This is a genomic window from Acinetobacter sp. DMC2 (assembly GCF_056314305.1).
This window is the reverse complement of the sequence record NZ_JBQUYP010000001.1, coordinates 163,240-183,200: the sequence shown is the minus strand read 5'-3', so window position 1 is coordinate 183,200 and position 19,961 is coordinate 163,240. Positions and strand designations below refer to the sequence as shown.

Annotated in this window: 18 protein-coding genes; 13 read left to right on the top strand and 5 right to left on the bottom strand. The window is 37.8% G+C overall.

The window, feature by feature from the left end; translation table 11 throughout:
• Positions 1–61 precede the first annotated feature (61 nt).
• Entirely contained in the window at positions 62–1,321 is a 1,260-nt protein-coding gene (locus ACT53H_RS00855; RefSeq protein ID WP_440202395.1) for a serine hydrolase domain-containing protein, read from the top strand.
• A gap of 47 nt (positions 1,322–1,368) precedes the next feature.
• Here the strand turns inward: ACT53H_RS00855 and ACT53H_RS00850 are convergent, their stop codons facing one another.
• Positions 1,369–1,947: a TetR family transcriptional regulator gene (locus tag ACT53H_RS00850; protein WP_440202396.1), complete on the bottom strand. Its 579-nt coding sequence runs from the start codon at positions 1,945–1,947 to the stop codon at positions 1,369–1,371.
• Positions 1,948–2,072: 125 nt separating this feature from the next.
• Here ACT53H_RS00850 and amvA point away from each other — a divergent pair, with 125 nt between their 5' ends.
• From amvA to ACT53H_RS00825, 5 genes are all read left to right on the top strand, one after another.
• On the top strand, positions 2,073–3,551 hold the full coding sequence (gene amvA, locus ACT53H_RS00845) for a multidrug efflux MFS transporter AmvA (RefSeq protein WP_312823970.1): 1,479 nt from the start codon (positions 2,073–2,075) through the stop codon (positions 3,549–3,551).
• Between the two features lie 267 nt (positions 3,552–3,818).
• A complete protein-coding gene (cpaA, locus tag ACT53H_RS00840) occupies positions 3,819–5,600 on the top strand; it encodes a metalloendopeptidase CpaA (protein WP_476008379.1) in 1,782 nt (593 codons plus the stop codon).
• Between the two features lie 21 nt (positions 5,601–5,621).
• On the top strand, positions 5,622–6,254 hold the full coding sequence (gene cpaB, locus ACT53H_RS00835; RefSeq protein WP_476008378.1) for a metalloprotease secretion chaperone CpaB: 633 nt from the start codon (positions 5,622–5,624) through the stop codon (positions 6,252–6,254).
• A 123-nt stretch (positions 6,255–6,377) separates the two neighbouring features.
• Complete coding sequence (locus tag ACT53H_RS00830) at positions 6,378–8,462, top strand: DNA polymerase III subunit gamma/tau (protein WP_476008377.1); 2,085 nt, start codon at positions 6,378–6,380, stop codon at positions 8,460–8,462.
• A gap of 324 nt (positions 8,463–8,786) precedes the next feature.
• Entirely contained in the window at positions 8,787–11,015 is a 2,229-nt protein-coding gene (locus ACT53H_RS00825; RefSeq protein WP_476008376.1) for a phosphocholine-specific phospholipase C, read from the top strand.
• A 48-nt stretch (positions 11,016–11,063) separates the two neighbouring features.
• Here the strand turns inward: ACT53H_RS00825 and ACT53H_RS00820 are convergent, their stop codons facing one another.
• Both ACT53H_RS00820 and ACT53H_RS00815 read right to left on the bottom strand, forming a co-directional pair.
• Positions 11,064–11,498: an acyl-CoA thioesterase gene (locus ACT53H_RS00820; RefSeq protein WP_476008375.1), complete on the bottom strand. Its 435-nt coding sequence runs from the start codon at positions 11,496–11,498 to the stop codon at positions 11,064–11,066.
• Positions 11,498–12,655 (bottom strand): iron-containing alcohol dehydrogenase, encoded by a 1,158-nt coding sequence (locus tag ACT53H_RS00815; RefSeq protein ID WP_443273149.1) that lies wholly within the window; start codon positions 12,653–12,655, stop codon positions 11,498–11,500. Before ACT53H_RS00815 ends, ACT53H_RS00820 begins: the two co-directional genes overlap by 1 nt.
• Positions 12,656–13,004: 349 nt before the next feature.
• On the opposite strand from ACT53H_RS00815, the gene ACT53H_RS00810 reads away from it, so the two are divergent.
• Together ACT53H_RS00810 and ACT53H_RS00805 are read left to right on the top strand one after the other, a co-directional pair.
• Positions 13,005–13,316, top strand: coding sequence for a YcgJ family protein (locus tag ACT53H_RS00810; RefSeq protein ID WP_034596169.1), 312 nt, complete (start codon positions 13,005–13,007; stop codon positions 13,314–13,316).
• A gap of 420 nt (positions 13,317–13,736) precedes the next feature.
• Positions 13,737–14,510, top strand: coding sequence for a DUF4882 family protein (locus ACT53H_RS00805; protein ID WP_476008374.1), 774 nt, complete (start codon positions 13,737–13,739; stop codon positions 14,508–14,510).
• Between the two features lie 87 nt (positions 14,511–14,597).
• Here the strand turns inward: ACT53H_RS00805 and ACT53H_RS00800 are convergent, their stop codons facing one another.
• On the bottom strand, positions 14,598–15,068 hold the full coding sequence (locus ACT53H_RS00800; RefSeq protein WP_476008373.1) for a winged helix-turn-helix transcriptional regulator: 471 nt from the start codon (positions 15,066–15,068) through the stop codon (positions 14,598–14,600).
• Between the two features lie 62 nt (positions 15,069–15,130).
• Between ACT53H_RS00800 and ACT53H_RS00795 the strand changes: the two genes are divergently transcribed.
• From ACT53H_RS00795 to ACT53H_RS00775, 5 genes are all read left to right on the top strand, one after another.
• On the top strand, positions 15,131–15,358 hold the full coding sequence (locus ACT53H_RS00795) for a tautomerase family protein (RefSeq protein ID WP_004791732.1): 228 nt from the start codon (positions 15,131–15,133) through the stop codon (positions 15,356–15,358).
• A 326-nt stretch (positions 15,359–15,684) separates the two neighbouring features.
• Entirely contained in the window at positions 15,685–16,188 is a 504-nt protein-coding gene (locus tag ACT53H_RS00790; RefSeq protein ID WP_476008372.1) for a low molecular weight protein-tyrosine-phosphatase, read from the top strand.
• A gap of 19 nt (positions 16,189–16,207) precedes the next feature.
• Complete coding sequence (gene murB / locus ACT53H_RS00785) at positions 16,208–17,242, top strand: UDP-N-acetylmuramate dehydrogenase (protein WP_476008371.1); 1,035 nt, start codon at positions 16,208–16,210, stop codon at positions 17,240–17,242.
• Positions 17,243–17,246: 4 nt separating this feature from the next.
• Entirely contained in the window at positions 17,247–18,368 is a 1,122-nt protein-coding gene (locus ACT53H_RS00780) for a YdcF family protein (protein WP_107880867.1), read from the top strand.
• Entirely contained in the window at positions 18,368–19,396 is a 1,029-nt protein-coding gene (locus ACT53H_RS00775; RefSeq protein WP_004791742.1) for an alpha/beta hydrolase, read from the top strand. Before ACT53H_RS00780 ends, ACT53H_RS00775 begins: the two co-directional genes overlap by 1 nt.
• A gap of 54 nt (positions 19,397–19,450) precedes the next feature.
• Here the strand turns inward: ACT53H_RS00775 and ACT53H_RS00770 are convergent, their stop codons facing one another.
• A complete protein-coding gene (locus ACT53H_RS00770) occupies positions 19,451–19,945 on the bottom strand; it encodes a hypothetical protein (protein WP_174741055.1) in 495 nt (164 codons plus the stop codon).
• Positions 19,946–19,961 lie beyond the last annotated feature (16 nt).

Genomic DNA, 19,961 nt, shown 5'->3' with positions numbered 1-19,961 from the left:
AGCCTGAACAGATGTTTGGGCTGCTTTTGAGCAAAATAACAAAAAATGCAAGGAACTTCATGTGATTAAACAAATTTTACTGGCCGATACCCATAACTATCATGGTATTTTAGATGAACGTTTTATTGATTTAGCTCACCAGTTCAGCCGTCTTCAAGATGCTAGAACAGGTCAAGGTGGAGCTGCATTAGCGGTTTATTTTAGAGGCCAGAAAGTTGTAGATATCTACACCGGTCTAAAATCACAAAATGAAGCTTGGCAACCTGAAACTTTGGCAGTTTGCTACTCTACAGGTAAAGGTGTACTTGCAACTTTAGCGCATATTTTAGTAAGTGAAGGTTTTTTAGAATACGACAAACCGATTGCGACCTATTGGCCTGAGTTTGCTCAAAATGGTAAAGAGCAAATGACTTTACGTCATGTGCTCAGTCATCAAAGCGGCATGTTTGATGTTCGAAATATCATCGAAAGTGCAAGAGAAATGCTCGACTGGTCTCATATGTTAAATGTGATTGCAGCGACTAAGCCTAGATTCCTTGCCGGAGAAGGTAATGCTTATCAAGCTTTAACATTTGGTTGGCTTGTCGGTGGAGTACTTGAAAAAGCAACTGGTCAATCTTTAGATCAGCTCATGCAAAAATATCTCGTTGAACCTTTGCAGTTAGATGGTGCTTACTTTGGAACGCCTATAAGCGAGTTAGATCGTGTAGCACGTTTAATTATTCAACCCAAACCTGAAAAAACAGCGGCGTCCCAAGTTGAAAAACCTAAAAAGCCTCAAGCACGCAAGAGTTCACTCTCTGAAAGAATGATTACGTGGACTGGACAAGACCCACAAGATTTTCAGGATGCCATGATTCCAAAAGGAATGAAGCATTTTAGTTTCTTTAGTGATGAGGGATTACAAGCCGTCATTCCGGCAGCAAACGGTACATTTACTGCCAATAGTCTTGCTAAAATTTATGCAATGTTGGCAAATCACGGTGAATGGGATGGACAGCAACTTATTCGCCCAGAAGTATTTAAAGAGCTCAGTACCATTCAAAGTTATGCACGTGATCGTGTCATGCCAATTCCAATGAATTGGCGCTTAGGATATCACCGCATTATTACTATGGGTAAACGTGCCAAAAATGGCTTTGGGCATATTGGTTACAATGGTTCAGGGGCGTGGTGCGATCCTGAGCGCGACCTGAGTTTTGCCTATACTCATAACTTTCAAATTGGTTCAATCACGGGTGATTACCGTTTGTGGGGCCTTACTCAAGAAGCCTTACGTTGCACCGACCAAATTTTAAAAGGCCGTAAAGGCTGGTTCTAATTTTAGTGTTATAAAGCTGGTATTTTAATTAATGCCAGCTTCTATATTTATAATAATTCTAAGCGAATAATCGTTTCAGTATGGCGCTTAAAGTCTTCTTCAGCTAAACCTTGTAAACCAAGTTGATAAATACCTTCTAATCCACATACAAAGGCAATGAGCCGCCAAGCTATGTCTGTTGAATTAGATATATTTTTAAATTCACCTTCTTTTTTGCCACATTCAATGGCCTGCACAATCGTTTCATGCCAACTCTGCATAGCAAGGTTATAAGCCTTTCGTATTTCAATATCTTGTTCAATTAAGAGCTCAGCTTCATTCCATAAGCGTAAGTAGGGCTGAAGTCTATCTATGTTTTCTGCGCCTAATAAGATGAATAGCCTTTGAAATTGGCTAGTCGTTTTTAGGGTTTGTTCAATTTCATCCAGCTGTTCCATTAGCTTTAAAAAAGCTTCAGCTTTTAAATGAGATGCCGAAGAAAAATGATGGTGAACTTGTCCAGTAGAGGTTTGTGCTTCTGTTGCGATTCGGCGTACCGTCATGGCTGTAAAACCTTCAGCCAAAGCAACTTGCATGGCAGCTTGCAGAATCATTTCTCTGCGTTGATCGCGATTAAGATAGGCCATGTTTCTTTCACCTGACTGAATTCGACACAAATTACATTAAAACTAAAAGTTGGACAAGTGTCCAATTGTGTATATAATAACCATGATTTGAACACATGTCCAAGTTTTGGATATTGAAGAGCGTTATGCAAAAAAAATGGTTAATCCTGACAATTATCGTCCTTATATATTTACCAGTTACGATTGATGCAACGGTGATGCATGTTGCTACACCATCTTTAAGTGCAGCATTGAATTTAACTGCCAATCAGCTTTTATGGGTCATTGATATTTATTCACTGATTATGGCGGGTTTGATTTTGCCAATGGGTGCACTGGGTGATCGTATTGGCTTTAAAAAATTATTATTTATTGGAACTGCAATTTTTGGAGTCGGTTCCTTAGCTGCGGCTTTTTCTCCAACAGCTTACGCCTTAATTGCTTCCCGTGCTGTTTTAGGTCTAGGGGCAGCGATGCTTATTCCTGCCACTTTATCAGGCATCCGTAATGCTTTTACCGAAGAGAAGCAGAGAAATTTTGCACTTGGTCTTTGGTCTACAGTGGGTGGTGGTGGAGCAGCTTTTGGTCCATTGGTTGGTGGTTTTGTACTAGAACATTTCCATTGGGGAGCAGTATTCCTCATTAACATTCCGATTATTTTAGTAGTTCTTGTCATGATCGCGATGATCATTCCTAAACAACAAGAGAAAACTGATCAGCCAATTAACTTAGGGCAAGCTTTAATTTTGGTTGTAGCCATTTTAAGCCTGATCTATTCAATCAAATCGGCAATGTATAACTTTTCGGTGCTCACGGTTGTGATGTTTGTGGTTGGTATAAGTACTTTAATCCACTTCATTCGAAGTCAAAAAAGAACGACCACGCCAATGATTGATCTGGAGTTATTCAAACATCCAGTCATTTCTACCAGCATTGTTATGGCGGTGGTTTCCATGGTTGCCTTGGTTGGGTTTGAATTACTCTTGTCTCAAGAGTTGCAGTTTGTGCATGGGTTTTCACCATTACAGGCAGCCATGTTTATTATTCCATTCATGATCGCGATTAGTTTAGGTGGCCCATTAGCTGGAATCTGTTTAAATAAATGGGGGCTTAGACTTGTATCTACTGTTGGTATTTTAATAAGTGGATTTAGTCTATGGGGGCTTGCCCAGCTTAACTTCTCGACCGATCACTTCTTAGCGTGGACGTGCATGATCTTTTTAGGCTTCAGCATTGAAATTGCCTTACTGGCTTCAACTGCTGCGATTATGTCATCCGTCCCACCTCAAAAGGCAAGTGCAGCAGGTGCGATTGAAGGTATGGCCTATGAACTTGGCGCTGGTTTAGGTGTCGCTATTTTCGGGTTAATGTTGTCTTGGTTTTATAGCCGCTCAATTATTTTGCCAGCAGAGCTTCCGTCGAACTTAATTGAAAAAGCGAGTATCTCGATTGGTGAAACCATGCAATTAGCTTCTAACCTTGAGAGCCCTTTGGGAGGGCAATTAATTGCAGTTGCTCAGCAAGCGTTTAGCTATGCGCACAGTTGGGTGCTTACAATCTCCGCCATTTGTTTCTTCCTTTTAACTGTATTTGTCTGGTTTAGCTTTCCAAAGAAAGTAAATTAAGAAACTCAAAATAAAGGATAAAAAGAGAGACTATTTTTCTTTTTATCCTTAAATATCTTTTTCAATATTTTCTTCATATCGAAAATTGGTTATTTAATTCTCATAAAAAAACTATTTTTTAATAGGTTTCATGTTTTTATTTCAAAATGATTCAGTGTTCATGTAATTGAAATTTAATAAAAAATGAATTGATCAAAAATTGACTGTAAAAAAATGGTTTGTTAATCTGCTACACGAAAAATCTAAAAACAAATAAAAGAGGCCGCTGTGAATTTTAAATTAAAAACATCACTCATTATTGGAGCAATTGTTGCATCTTCGCTTGTATATGCCGCAACTGTACTTTCACCAAATCAGAATAATAATAGTGGATCGATTCCATCTGGTTATTCAGATTTAGAATTTTCTTTAGCAAATGGGAATTGGGTCAAAAATCTCTCTTTACCGGCAAGCGCTAATAATTCGGACAAGATTACAATTCGTTCTAGTGCCGCCTATAGTAGTTATTTAGATACTTCTAATACGAATATTCCGTTAGAAGTATTAAAAATAAATAGCGGAGATGTTTATCAATTCATCTTTAATAGCAGTCAAAATAAATGGATCGCTCAGTTAGCGACCGTAAGTCCTACCAATGGTGCGACTTATGAAGTCGTTCCATTAACAACTGCATCGATACAAAAAGTACTCATTCAAAATGACAAATGGGCACAAACCATTGCATTACCGAGTGACGTACGTGATGGAACAACCGTACAAGTTGTTTCTACAGCAAGTGCAAGTTCGGAGATTGATAAAACAAATTTACTATTCCCGAGCAGTTTTACATTAAAAAATGGCTCTGAATATTGGTTTAAATATTATTCTGCTTTAGGAAAATGGGTGCCAGAATATATAAAGCCTCATAAGCTAAATGTTCAGCAAATTGGAACATCTTTAGCCACGGTAAGTAGTCCGCTAACGGAAGTTTCATTTGGAGATGGAAACTGGGTTTCGAATTTCACTCTACCTACCACTGCAAGTGATCGAGATAGAATTATTATCAAGTCTACAGCGACTTGGTCTGCAAAAATTAATAATACAAATATTAATAGCCAAGCGACCTTAACGCTTAAAACAGGCGATCAATATGAGTTTATGTATGTAAGTGATAAAGGATATTGGCAGCTGATCTCTTCACCAACAAAGGTGATTGATTCATCGGCAACAATCCCTGCAACTTTACCGAATATGACTCAGCCCACTTTAAAGGTGAAGCTGTCTACATCAAATTGGCAGCCGACCTTGCAACTACCCGCTAAAGCTCAAGTTGGGGATAAGGTGGTTATTGTGTCTAATGCATCGGCAGACACTTATATTAATGCTGCTAATGGCTTGTCTACTGCAATTAAAAATGGTGAAAATCGCCGTTTTATTTACACCGCTCAAGGCTGGACAGTAGATAGTTATACAATTGATATGTTGTTGGTTTCTAGTCCAGAGGTAAATTCAATTTTAGGAGAAAGTGCTGCAAAACTTAGAATGATTGAAGGCGTAAATCTAACAAATTTAACCGCTGAAAATTCAAATGCACGTTTTTACTTAAGAGATGTGGGCTATTTAACTTATAAAATACCTGCTACCACTTTAAAGGAAGCGATCTCGACTGGACGAGATGACACGATGGTACAAAATGAGCGTAAACGTGTATTGGCAGACGGTGTTTATTATCAAGGTAATGAACCTGGTGATGGCGGTTGTGGCTGGGCTTGGATTAATGCTTCTGCATATAACATGATTGGCGCAAATGATATTGCAGGTTGTTCTTTTGCAGCCATGCGCCATGAAGTCGGGCACAATCTTGGCTTGTACCATAATGGTTCAACCAATATTGGCTCAGGTTTCGCTCATCCGTTAGGAAGTACAGCAATGGGTGGTAATAATATTAATTTCTATTCTAGCCCGTATCTGTATAACCCTAAATATGGTGTACGTTTAGGTGAAGAAGGGAAGATTGATGCTGTCAGTGTCATTAACCTGAATGCGCAGAAAATTTCTCTATATAACTAATCTCTATTTTAGCTGTAAATAATGAAGAAAAATAAATTGTTAATAGGAACTGCTATCGCTTGTGTGGCGTTAGCAGTTTTAATCTGGTTTGCTTTTTCACAGCAAAGCTCTTCTGCTTTAACGTCGCCTTCAGAAAGTCGGCAAGAGTCTGTGACAAAAGTGGCAGATAGCCAGAATGAATTTACTCGTCAAAATATGCTGAATTTGAGTTCATCAGAAAAGGAAAAGTTGTCTAGGCAACAAATTGTTTTTAATGAAATAGAAAAAGATCAGCTTCCTTCTAATATTAATTTTCCGCTGCTTAAAAATGCTAAAGGTATGATCATTAAATATGATCCAAATGTGATTGAACTTAAAAAAGTGGGCGACACTGTTAAGTTTCAAATGTTGGAATATGGCATTAATCGCACAGGAAAAATTGTAGAGATTGAACCTGTTGACCAAGATATTGTTCGGTGGATCGGTAGATTTGACCAAGGCGATCCGAACCAGAATTTCTTTACCATTACTCAAAGTCAAAAAGATCACTATACGATCATGCAGATTTTTACCGAGAAAGGAAATTATTCGGCTGAAATTAAAGATGGTGTAGGGCTGGTCCAAACCATGGATGAAGGTGTAACTGATCAAGAGCTACATCATGACCATCCTTAGACAAATAAATGGTTCTGGTAGAGAAAAGAAGTCAGTTCGCAGTTTATCTGTACGGATATGAGCTTTATGCGTTCACACTCTTTTAAAAACAAAGTATGCTTATGCCTGTAACAAGGAGCATACATGTATCAAGTACTTGCTAGAAAATACCGTCCACGTAATTTCAATGAGTTAGTGGGGCAAAACCATGTTTCTCGTGCATTAAGTAGTGCATTGGAACGCGGTCGTCTACACCATGCTTATTTATTTACAGGAACGCGTGGTGTAGGTAAAACTACAATTGCACGTATTTTAGCCAAGTGTTTGAACTGCGAAACGGGTGTGACTTCTACACCATGTGAAGTCTGTGCAACCTGTAAAGCAGTTAACGAAGGGCGTTTTATTGACCTGATCGAAATCGATGCTGCTTCAAGAACAAAAGTAGAAGATACGCGTGAACTTTTAGACAACGTCCCTTATGCGCCAACGCAAGGTCGTTTTAAAGTTTACCTGATTGACGAAGTACATATGCTATCGACGCATTCTTTTAATGCGTTATTAAAAACACTAGAAGAACCACCAGAACACGTTAAGTTTCTGTTTGCTACGACTGATCCACAAAAGCTACCGATTACGGTCATTTCACGTTGTTTGCAATTTACTCTACGTCCTTTGGCTGTCGATGAAATTACCAAACACCTTGGTGCTATTCTTGAAAAAGAGCAAATTAATGCCGATCAAGATGCAATTTGGCAAATTGCTGAATCTGCTCAAGGTTCATTACGTGATGCATTATCTTTAACTGACCAAGCGATTGCTTATGGTCAAGGTTCTGTACATCATCAAGATGTTAAAGAAATGCTTGGCTTGATTGACCGTACGATTATTTATGATTTGATTCTAGCGATTCATCAGAATCAACGTGAGAAAGTTAGTCAGCTTTTATTACAATTTAGACATCAAGCGCTAGATGTTTCACTTGTGCTTGATCAGTTGATTTCGACATTGCATGAATTGGCAATTTTGCAATATCTACCTGATTTGAGTTTGAAATATAGCGATGAAATCAATCGCAAAATCATGCAACTGTCTAAGCTGATTTCTGCTCAAGATTTGCAGCTTTATTACCAAATTGCCTGTAAAGGTCGTTCAGACTTGCAACTTGCCGTAACGCAAGAGCAAGGTTTTGAAATGTGCGTTTTACGCTTATTGGCATTCCGTCCTTTAGCGCCAAATGAAATTTTAGTATCAGAGCCTATTCAGCAAAATGGACAAGCGGTGGTGAATCGCCAAGTCCAAGAAAAAGTTCAAGATATTGCTCCTGTGAGTGCTGTTCAGCCTGTTGAAGTTATTAGTCAACCCGCTATGGTTGAACCTGAACCTGAACCTGAACCTGAACCTGAACCTGAACCTGAACCTGAACCTGAACCTGAACCTGAACCTGAACCTCAGTCTAATCAGGATTTAATGGTATTTGACCCAAATCATCATGAGTTGATTGGACTTGAGTCAGCAGTTGTTCAAGAGACTGTTAGTGTTCTGGAAGAAGATTTCATTCCGGTACCAGAACAAAAGTTAGTACAAGTTCAGGCAGAAGTCCAAACCAAACAAATTGAACCTGAACCAGCTTTCACTGCTGAACCTATGGGTTTATTTGAAACGCCTAACGCTGAATTTTCGCTGGCCCAAGATACATCTGATCTTGTTTCTGAACCTGTTATTGAACAACAGTCATTTGTGCAAGCCGAAGTAATGGTTGAAACAGTTGCAGTTGTGAAAGAGTCTAGCGGAACTGATAACGGGCAGCTGATGCCTCAAGATATCTTGAAGCTTTCTCCTCAAGTTTTAGAAGGTGAATGGACACTTGAAAAGTGGGAGTATTGGTTTAGAAATAGTCAGCTTTCACCCGCTGTTCAAGAACTTGCACAGCATGGTGTGATGACTGGTGAAATTGGCGGCAATACTATTTTCCATATTCCTCAAGAATATGAAAATATGCTGACCCAGTTACAGCAAGGCCTCATTGATGCATTAAATGAGCAATGGCCGATTACTCAATTTACAGTTGAATATGGTGCTTTGAATACATCTACTCCCTATACCATTCAAAGTGCACGTAAAGAAAAAGCCTTTCACCGAGCAGCTGAGCTATTACAGCAACAGCCAGTTATTAAGAGTCTCATAGAAACTTTTGATGGCGAACTACAAAATATTCAATTAAAGCCTTAAATTCATCTGATTTTTGATCTGGTGCAGAATATGAAAATAATAGAGTTTTCATATTCTTCATTGGATTGAAATATTTGGGTCATGTCACTGTCATTGTACTTTTCTATGTTAGCCATTTTAGATTTTAAATGGACTATATATCGTCATGAAAAGGCAATGCACTGGAATAAATTGTTTTAAATATTCATATTTTTTATTAATCGGCGCGATTCTGCTGAGTGGTTGTAACGACTCCGCAAATGATAGTTCAAATACACCAGAAACAGGTAAAAAGCCTGTAATGCGCTGTGCTCCATAAACTTAAATAATAAAAAGAACCTGATCATGATTACACGTCGTAAATTTTTAAATTACTCTTTAAATATGGGTTTTGGTGCTGCGGCATTGGCAGCTTTTCCATCTAGTATTCAAAAGGCTTTAGCAATTCCTGCAAATAATAAAACGGGTACCATTCAAGATATTGAGCACGTTATTATTTTAATGCAGGAAAACCGATCTTTTGATCATTACTTTGGTACGTTAAAAGGCGTTCGAGGTTTTGCTGACCGCTTTACAATTCCTTTGCCAAATGGTCGTAAGGTTTGGGAACAGCTTAGACGCAATGGGCAAGTTTTAACGCCCTTTCATTTAGACGGTACAGCCAACAATGCGCAGCGTGCAGATGGTACTCCGCATACGTGGAACGATAGTCAGTTGGCTTGGGACAATGGGCGTATGGCGAATTGGCCAACCCATAAAACTGATATATCCATGGGTTATTTTAAAGAAAAAGAAATTCCATATCAGTTTGCACTTGCGAATGCCTTTACGATTTGTGATGCCTACCATTGCTCTATGCACACTGGAACAGATGCAAACCGCTCTTATCATTTAACAGGTACAAATGGGGCGACACCGACCAAGCGTTCATTTGTAAACAATGAGTGGGACTGGATTGATGGTAACCCAGCGACGGCAGATCGCGGTTATACGTGGAAGACCTATGCCGAACGTTTAGAAGAAGCAGGTGTAAACTGGATTTGTTATCAAAATATGCCAGATGAATGGGGTGATAACATGCTTGGTGCATTTCGTACGTTTAGAAAGGCGAACATTGCATCTGGTTATCCAGTTTCAAGTGGTGGTGAGCCGAATAAACCATATGCCGATACAGGTCAAAAGCTACCGTATAAAGCTTATGATGCTGCGACCGATAATGCCAAAAACCCATTGTACAAAGGCATTGCAAATACGTTGCCGGGTAATAAACCAGAAGAATATCTTGACGCTTTTAAACGCGACATCCGTGAAGGGAAATTACCGCAAGTGTCTTGGATTAATGCGCCATCGATTTACTGCGAACATCCAGACCCTTCAAGCCCAGTTCAAGGGGCTTGGTTTATTCAAGAAATTATTGATGCATTAACTGCTGTGCCAGAGGTTTGGAGTAAAACAGCACTCATTATCAATTTCGATGAAAATGATGGTTACTTTGACCACGTACCGTCACCATCAGCGCCATCTCGTTTCAAAAATGGCCAGTATGCAGGTAAATCGACATTAAGTAGTGCCGATATGCAGGATGAATATTTTGACCATGCTGCGCCTGAAGGAAGCCATTCTCAGCCTACACCTGATGGACGAGTTTATGGTCCGGGTCCTCGTGTTCCGTTATATGTGATTTCCCCATGGAGCCGTGGTGGTTGGGTCAACTCGCAAGTTTTTGACCATACTTCCGTGCTCATGTTTTTAGAAAAACGTTTTGGTGTAAAAGAGCCGAATATCAGTCCATATCGCCGTGCAGTGTGTGGTGATTTAACCAGTGCATTTAACTTTAAAACACCAAATGCAGATATTTTACCGCAGCTGAATGGTAAGCAAACACGTTTGCAGGCAGATGAGCTAAGAGAAAATCAAGAAGCCTTACCAGCTGTGCCTGTACCAACGGATATTAAGTTACCGATTCAGCAAAGTGGCATACGCCTGTCACGTGCGCTACCTTACGAGTTGCATACCAGCGCGCGCTGTAAAGCCGATGGTAAAGTGCAATTGATTTTCTCTAATACGGGGAAACAGGCAGCGGTTTTCCATGTATATGACAAGCTCAACTTGGACCGTATTCCAAAGCGTTATATTGTCGAGCCGAATAAAACTCTAGATGATGAATGGGACGCTTTAAAAGATAATTTAGGTCGTTACGACCTATGGGTACTTGGTCCAAATGGTTATCATCGTCATTTTAAAGGCGATACTCAACGTATTATCGATAGTGGCATTAAACCTGAAATTCGAGTGTGCTATGACATTGCCAACGGTGATGTATACGTAGAGCTCATGAATGATGGTACCAAGGATGCAATATTGACGGTAAAACCTTGTGCATATCGACAAGATGCGCCTTTACAACTTACCGTAAAAGCGGGACAGGTTGTTAAGCAACATTGGGCTTTGGCTGACGTGGGACATTGGTATGATTTTGAAATCACCAGTCAAAGTGATCCGTATTATTACCGACGTTTTGCTGGTCGAGTTGAGACGGGTGAAGACTCCTTTAGTGATCCTGCAATGATATAAGTAGAGAGGGGGCAAAAAGAGTAGTTTATTTTCTTTTTGCCCCGTTTTTTATAATAAATAACTCTTTAAAACCTTACGAACTGTCTCAGAAATAGGTACAGTTTTACGCGTTTCGCGATCAACAAACACATGAACAAAATGTCCCTGAGCTGAGGCTTGGTCTTGACCTTGTTTAAAGATTGCCAATTCATAGCGTAAAGATGTGGTGCCGATTTTCCCAATCGCAACACCCACTTGAATAATTTCTGGAAATGACAATTCCTGATTAAAGCTACAAGCTGAATCAACCACTAACCCAATTGATTTTGCTTCATGAATATCAAAACCTGTTTTTTGAATCAGTAACGCATTGGCTGCTGTATCAAAATAGCTATAGTAAGTCACATTATTCACATGACCATAAATATCGTTATCTGCCCAACGTGTTTGAATATCTAAAAAGAACTTAAATTGATCTCGGGTTTTTAAAACTGGTTTAGTCATTAATGAATCGCCTGATAAATTGCCAAAGCAGCTGCTTCTGTCATGTCACGTGGGTTATTTTGTAGTAAGCGGGTTTGCAACATGGCATCTTGAGCAAGTCTAGGTAAGCTAGACTCATCAATACCCAAATCTCTAAGTTTTAAAGTCAAACCACTACGGTCTAAGTGGTTCTGCATATGGTCAATAAACAGATCACACAAACCATCAGTGCTGCCATTGCTGTATGGATCGAGCCATTGCATAAGTTCTGCATAGTATTTTTTTGCATTGGGCGCATTAAATTTTAATACTTCAACCAACACTAAGGCATTGGTGTGACCATGCGAAAGATGAAAATGCCCGCCAAGTGGATAAGCTAAAGCATGTACAGCAGCAACAGGTGAGTTAGCAAATGCTTGACCTGCAAGCATTGAACCGAAAAGCATATTTTGACGTGCTTCTAAATCTTTACCATCTTTAAGAACTTTCGGTAAGTTATGATTTAGTAGCTTGAGTGCATGTTTGGCTAAAATATCGGTATATATATTTTTTTTGTGCTTAGAAGTATATGCCTCAATGGCATGCACCATCGCATCAATACCTGTCGCAGCAGTAATATGGACTGGAAGGTTTTGAGTAAAGGTGGCATCAAGAATTGCTGTGTCGGCATACAGTACTGGAGAGACAATCCCCATTTTTGTCGTTTCACCCGTAGTCACAATTGAGATTGGCGTTACTTCTGAGCCAGTACCAGCCGTAGTAGGAATCAAAATAAGCGGAAGGCGAGTTGTAGTGACCTGATTTACACCATACATCTCTTGCAAACTTTGTGTTTGGTTGGGGTGGGCGAGTAAAGCGATTACTTTTGCAACATCTAAAGAACTGCCCCCACCAAAACCAATAATGGCATCTACATTTTGCTGTTTTGCATAATTGGCTGCATCTAAGACCACTTGTTCTGGTGGGTCAGCCTGAACATCTGCATAAATAACATATTCAATATTGAGCGTATTTAAAATTTGAAGAATGGGCAGGTGTAATTGATTTTTGACCATGCCTGCATCTGTGACTAGCAATAGCTTACGGTAAGCTTTTGAAGACAAAACATTTTGTAATTCTTGTATAGAGCCTAAGCCAGAGATGATATTTGGAACGGTTTGAAATTGAAAATGGCTCATATACATTATTTCCTTATTTTTGAAAATTATTGTCGAATGGTTCTATAAGATTCAATCTTCAAATAACTTAGCATAAGACACCTTAAAATAAAGTAGTTCTGAGGCGATTATGTTGAGTGTTATATGAGATAAGCACTACTTTCATGTGGTCAGATTCAGACAATAGACGGAGATCATGCAAGTAATTTAAAAGATCATCGAAAGGTGGGCTTTTTGTTATTTATACTGTTCAGTAGATTTTCCTGAAGGCTGCTAATTCATATAATGTCTTAACAATTTATAATTTTATTCGGTTCAAAAAGTGAAAATTTCTAAAACTTTACTTAGTGTTATTGGATGCACTTGCTTCATGCTGAGCTCCGTAGCAATGGCGAAAACAAGCTCTAGCGTCTATTCACCTAAAAAAGGTGTAATTTGTGATAAATATATTTGTGCTGACAAGAAGGGTGTATCTAAAAAACTTACAGCCAAATACTTAGGAACTCCCAAAGCCAACAGAGCATTCTCTCAAGGCGATTTTGATACATCAGCATTTACACTCTCAAATGGTGTGTTCTGTGATACCAAAACGAAACTATGCCATGTCGATCGATATTTCGAGAATGGTCATCGTAGCAAAATTGATAGGAATATGACTGATAAATTATTTAAAAATAAATGATTTTTGTCTTCATGTTGCTTGAAAGCCCATAATACTTGGGCTTTTCTCTAGATAGTATAAGATAAATAGATTACTAATTAAAAACTATCCAAGCTCAGAAAAATCAGTTTTTTACTTAGGTTTTTTGAATATATCAATAAGAACTAGTTTGAAAATTTGTATTACTGATATTTAAAAATTTTATGGGCTTTCAATTATGATGAAGGTAGTATTTGTTTTAATTAATGCAGACTTTTAACTCATTAAATTCTTAATTATCATAGATGAATAGTAAGGAAAAATAATTATCGAATTAATTAGAAAATCAGAGATGTTATTCAAAATAGTTAACTACGCTTATGTTTGTCACTTATCGGATTTAATAAAAAAATTTACCTACTTGTTTATACTAAGTGTTCAAAATAAAAACAGGATAATGATGTGAAAAAGATAATTCTAGCGACAATAATGAGCTTTGGTGGAGTAGGGAGTACTTTTGCAGAATGTACTTATAACTTTGATGCGACACTAACTCAATTACAATCTTTAGGTAATACTTCTATTCAGAAGTTTCCAAATATTACAGGCAATAAGTTTTCTTATAAGACATCTCAGCAAAGTCCCATTTACTCGGCTTACAGTCAAGATTACCTTTCACGATTTCTAGCAGCAAATGATTCATCTGCTATGTTATACACTAGAGGGGATAAAGTAATACCAACTTCTGGAATTGTAGCGTTTGAATATAAAATTAAAGTTCCTACGTTAGGTAATACAGGGTATGTAAATATTTTCCCAGCTCTAGCAGCAGGTATTATGCAGAATGGTAAAGCTGTGAATTTTATAGTTGCATACCAACATGGGCCTACAACTAATAATTTTTATATTCAAACGACTTCAAATGATAGTGCATTAGTTTCTAATGGATTTAATTTAGCTCCTGAAGTTACTTCTGATGGTTATCAAAAGATTGGTATCTATATTAATCAGAATTCTAATCAAGTTGGTTTAGTTTTTAATGGGGTTAACAAAGGATATTTTGCTACTTTCCCATCCAAACTAGATAACTTGTATTTTTCATTAACCTCTAATTTTTATGATTTAGCAGTAACTGATGTAAATAAAGATGTCTCGATTGAGTTTCTACTTGATCAATCAAAAATTACACAAACTTATCCGACTGGTACCAAAGATATTTGTGGAGTAGCTTTGTAAAAAGTCTGTTAAATTTAAAAAAATTCTCATCAGCCACTTTCGAGTGGCTTTTTTACAGTTAAACGAAAGTGAGACGAACAGAACAAATTATTCCTTATTTCTGTGAGGAGTGAGTTTCAGTTCCAGATTATTAAGATCTATGACTTGATTAGATGAATCAACAAGTTTTAATTTGAGTTGATCATCTGAATTCTTCTTAAAAACTTTCACGACATCTTTATCTGCTTCAATAAAATTAGTACCAGATTCAAGCATAGCAAGCAAAACAATATTTAGACTTTTACCTTTTTTGGTGAGTAAGTATTCTTTACGCTCTCGTACACCCACTTCCTTATAAATTGATAGTTCAAATATTTCTAATTGGATGAGGTGTTTTAGACGATTAGATAAAATTTGCTTCGATATACCTGTATTTTCCAGAAAATCATTGAATTTTGTTACGCCGTAAAAAGCTTCTCTTAACAATAGGATTGTCCAGCTATCGTTCAATATCTCAGCAATTTTGAAGATTCCACATACATCTACTGAAAATCTATGATCTGGAATAATATTTGACATTCTAGGGAGCTCCAATTAACATGAGTCTATAATTTAGACCTAGACTTAATTCAGGTAGCATTATGCCATTTATAAATATACAAACTATAGAGGGTTTACTAGATAAAGATAGTAAAGCCGAGCTTTTCAAACGAATAACAGATTTATTTGTAGAGATAGAAGGAAAGGGAAATCCAGCTTTTCAAGAGCATGTCTGGATACGAATTGATGAATATCCGCCTGAACAGTGGCAATTAGGTAGCTTAAGGCCAACGAAGGAAATGATTGAGTTGATTAGCAACGTTAAATGATTATTTTAGATCTTTTACTAAAGCTGTATTAGAAAATCATAAGTTGTACATTAAGTAGTTGCTAACCTATTTTAAGATGTAAAAGCTCTCTTCGGAGGGCTTTATTATTTTATTCAAAATTAGAAGGTCAGCTACTTTGTCGACTGATTTATCAACTTTTAATCTATTGATAAACATTATTTTCCTTTTCAAGCCATGTGAGTTTTGACAAAATGCAACACGTCACAATGGTCAATTCGATTCTGACAATCATTGATAGTTTTGTCAGGGTTTTACATGCTCCATATTAATTTCTATTTAATTCAAATGTTTGGAAGTAGTTTCTAATGGAAACACAATATAAGGTGTTATGCGTCTGTTTAGGAAACATTTGCCGTTCTCCCACGGCTGAAGTGGTTTTCAGACATTATTGTGATGCACATCAACTTAATGTCATTGTCGATTCAGCTGGAACGAGTAATTATCATCCAAATAAAGCACCTGATCAGCGTAGCCAGTTGCACGCTAAAAAAAGAGGTTATGACTTGTCGTCTTTACGTGCAAGGCAGCTTTCAGCACAGGACTTTTTAGAGTTTGATTTGATTTTGGCAATGGATCACCAAAACTTTGATGATATTCATGACATGCTACAAAGCGCGGTTTCTCAGTTTGGTACTCATCAAATTCGTGCAAAAGTAGCTTTAATGAGTGAGCATGATCCTCAATATCTACAACAAGCCTTACCTGATCCTTATTATGGTGGCGCTGATGGCTTCGAGCGCGTACTTGACCAATGCGAGTCTAGTAGTTTGGCGTGGATTAATATTTTAAAAAAACAATTGAATGTTTAAGAATAGGTTTTTCAACACAATGCAAATTCAGAATCAGGTACAGCTTAAGCCATTCAATACATTAAGTTTAGATGCAACAGCTTCACATTACACAAAAGTCGGTAATATTCAGGAGATTGAAGAAGCTTTGGATTTTGCTAAGCAGCATCATTTAAATGTACTTGTGTTATCGGGCGGTAGTAACATGTTATTGCCGCAACAGATCACTGCATTAGTGATTCATCTTGATATTCAAGGAATTGAAGTATTATCTGAAGATCATGATTTCGTTCGGGTTAAAGTAGGTGCAGGTCAAGTCTGGCACGATTTTGTTTTATATAGTACGAAGCAGAATTGGTTTGGCTTACAGAATTTAGCACTTATTCCAGGCTTAGTAGGTGCGTCACCTGTACAAAACATTGGTGCTTATGGGGTAGAGGTTGGTGAGTTTATTGAGTCGGTACAAGTGTATGACCGTAAATTAAAAGAAACTCAGTCAATTTTAGCGGCTGACTGCCATTTCGCTTACCGCCATAGTATTTTTAAAGATGATCCGAACCGTTACATCATCACGCATGTCACTTTTAAACTACTTAAACAGCCACATTTAAAACTTAACTATGGTGATTTGAAGCAAGCAGTTGGAGACAATCAGACTGCTGAGAACTTACAAAATCAAGTGATCCATATTCGCCGAAGTAAACTCCCTGATCCAAAAGAATATCCAAATGTAGGTAGTTTCTTTAAAAATCCGATTGTTAATCCTCAAGAATTTGAACGTCTAATCACACAATTCTCAACAATTCCACATTATCCTCAAGCCAGTGGAAACGTTAAAATTGCAGCAGGATGGTTAATTGATCAGGCGGGTTGGAAAGGGAAGCAACTCGATATGGTAGGGATGTTTCATAAACAGGCATTAGTTTTGGTGAATTATGCCAATGCATCTCTTACTGATGTAAAGAAAACTTATCAGGCTGTACAACATGATGTTGATCAGCGTTTCCATATTATGTTAGAACCAGAGCCTGTGCTTTATAACAGTTTAGGTTTAATTGAAAATCATACGGAATAGTTTTATGCCAAAAGTACACTTAATGGTACGTTTAGTACAAGTAGTCACCGTGCTATTTGTACTATTAGGCTGTTTCGTGGTTTTTTTATATTCGCCGTTTTATTCAAAATTAATTGTAGCTGGGCTTAATTATTTTGTACCGGTCGATGTGAATCAAGTTGCCGCTGAAAGTCAGAGACAGGCTGCATTAAGTGAACATGATAATTTAGAGCCGGGTTCAAATCTATGGATTGCTCGTCAAGCGTATTTAAAGCTGACTGAAAAAGCTTTACGTGAGAAAAAGACAACAGATCTGACCTATCTTCAAGAAAACTATAAGGCTTTGCAGCAAATTATTCTTTTAGAAGAAAAAGAACAAGATTCAGAGGCAGCCGCTTCTGTAACGGTTCCTTTAGTCGTGAAAAACTCAGAAATTGATGCTGCTGATGAAGCAAGTAGCCCTATTGATGAGGCACTCTTTATTAATAGTTCAGAAAATAAGGCCCTTACAGAGCAATATACCGAGTTTTTAGCAAGAAAACCTGTAGTGCCAGAACACCAGAAAGCTGTTAGCGAACCTGAACAGAAAATCGAGTATGTTCGTAAAAATCCATTACCAGCTCCATCTAAAAAGTTATCACAACCTTATGCAATTGTTGTTTTAGGTGGTGGTTTGACGCTTGATAAAAATGGAAAAGATATTGTAGTTAATGGTTATACACGCTTGAGACTAGAAAAAACCTTAGAAGTTGAAAAACAAAATCAGCTTCCTATTGTACTTAGCGGTGTTGAAGCACCTTATATGCAAGCTTGGTTAAAAGAGCGCGGCGTTGATGCAAAGTTACTAGAAAAACGTAGTATGAATACTTGTGAAAATACAAGATTTAGTTCTCTATTACTTCAGAAAAAGGGTGGAGCACCGACGGTCATGTTGGTTACAGATGAATACCATATGCCGCGTACTCGTAGACTATTTGCTTTAAATGGTATTGAAACCATTCCTGTTGTGGCTCCAATGCCAACACCACTGACACGCTGGCAACCAAGTGTGCAAAATTACGATCATAGCCGTCGTGCAAATTATGAATTACTTGCGACAATTCGCGACATGTTGTTTGGCTCAAGCGATTGTCGAGAGGTACCTTAATGTCAGATATCCCATTTCTCAATCCTGCCGTATTAAAACAATTAGATTTGCCGGTTCCTAACCGTGATCTTACGCCACAAGTTTTAAGTCCACTTAATTTAAATACATTAGAAGAACCGTCTCGAGATTTACTAGCTTATCGTAAGTTATATGGTTTGCATTTACTTGAATGTGATCATTGGCAGGGCTATGTTCAAATGCCTTTGTTTCGATTACATGTGCAAGTTTTCAAGCCTAAAGTAGAAAAAATACAAGGTACTGTCTGCTTATTACATGGCTATCTTGAGCATAGTGGTATTTATCAACCCATTATTCGTGAAATTCTTGAACAAGGCTTTAGTGTCATTACCTATGACTTACCAGGGCATGGTTTAAGCAATGGCTCACCAGCAAGTATTCAAAATTTTGATCACTATCAACAAGTTTTAATGGCTGTTTATCAATATGTAAAACATGCAGATCAGTTACCAAAACCTTGGGTAGGAATTGGTCAAAGTACGGGTGGCGCAATCTGGATGCATCACTTATTAGAATATGCTGAAAAACGTCAAGATCCGATTGTAGATAGAGTCTTGCTACTTTCTCCTTTGATTCGCCCTGCAAAAACAGCATGGTGGCATAACCCAGTTGGATTGGGCATTATTCGCCGTATTAAGCGCCAAGTACCAAGACACTTTAGACGTAATAATCATAATCCTGAATTTTTACGTTTCATTCGTTTAAAAGATCCTTTGCAGCCTCGAATGATGGGCATGGATTGGATTTTGGCAATGTCTAAATGGATGCAAGAAATGGAAGAGCGGCCAGCTTGTCGTATTCCCGTCTGGCTTGCACAAGGTGCTCTCGATCAGACAGTTGATTGGCGTTACAACATTGAATTTATTCGTCGTAAATTTAGGCTGCAAACGTTATTAATGCTAGAAGAAGGGTCTCATCAATTAATTAATGAACGTGCGGATATACGTGCAGCTTTAACGGGATTGATTCCAGCATTTTTACATGCGAAGCCAAAACATTTTTATTATTAAAAAATAATGCATCTATCCAAAAAATGGATAGATGCATGACTTAATCTTTGTACTTTATTTTGAGTTTTGATAAAGCTGCATAAAGTTTGTATACACGGAAGATTGTTTTTGTGGACTATACATATTGCGTTCAATCGTTCCTTTATCAGTTTTTATCAACACATTTACATTTTGAGCATTTTTAAACTCTTGCAAGAATTTACTTGGAATGACAAAGTAAGTTGTTGAGTGTTTAGGAACTAATCGGCTCACATTTGTTTTTTCAGTGGCTTGAGCTGGTTCATAATTAAATTTTTTGCCATCAATATCAAATGTTAATGAGTTAATATCATAAAAGTTATAACTACTACTTAAATGAACATCTACACGAAGCTGATTTTTTTGATTCTCGTTCCATTTCACGAGTAAGCTTGGGCATAGTTCAGTTGGTGAGCAGTTTAGCTGACCCGCTGTCTTTACCTCTTTAGGAGCTGTTGTACTAACCTGTGTGGTGCTACAAGCTGCTGTAAGTAGACATGAACCCAATAAGAGTAGAGATTTCTTCATCATATAAATTCCAAGAGAG